Below are 462 nucleotides of genomic sequence, written 5' to 3'. Positions count from 1 at the left end.
CTGGGGTGGTCTGTTGATGATATCTGCTGGCTGATATCTGCTGACTGCAAGCACCTTGGGCTTATAGCTCGGGATTATTCTGCTGATGAGAATCTGCGTTTTGCGTGTCGTTCGGAACAGGAAGACAGGCGACGCTTCAGGCTTCCTGCTGGTGGTTTAGAATACGTTCCAGAGGTTAAGGAAGCGAAGGAATCACGCGGAGAGATTTTTGATGCAGGACCGTCTGAGAATGGGTGTGAGTCATCTTCTCGGATAGGTTTTTATGAGCTTCTTCGTCGCAACAGTGGGAACAAGGTTGATGTGTTTAAACATCTTGAACGCATTGGCAGGGATGAGGCCATAAGGCTTCAATCTGATCGCATTGCTGACAGGCTTGAAGGTCTGGGGATTCCGTCTAGGCGTAAGAAGCAGGATGGCACCTTTTTCAAGGTGGGTTTGCTGTCTGGATTAGCTAAGCAGATG

The 462-nt window shown here is 49.1% G+C and carries 1 protein-coding gene; it reads left to right on the top strand.

Annotation, left to right across the window (positions count from 1 at the left end):
* Positions 1-462: hypothetical protein (locus KP705_RS17555; protein WP_215765209.1), on the top strand; the 462-nt coding region annotated here is incomplete at both ends.

This window comes from Gluconobacter sp. P1D12_c, from assembly GCF_018812105.1.
GTDB lineage: Bacteria > Pseudomonadota > Alphaproteobacteria > Acetobacterales > Acetobacteraceae > Gluconobacter > Gluconobacter oxydans_A.
This window is presented reverse-complemented; position numbering and strand designations above follow the sequence as displayed.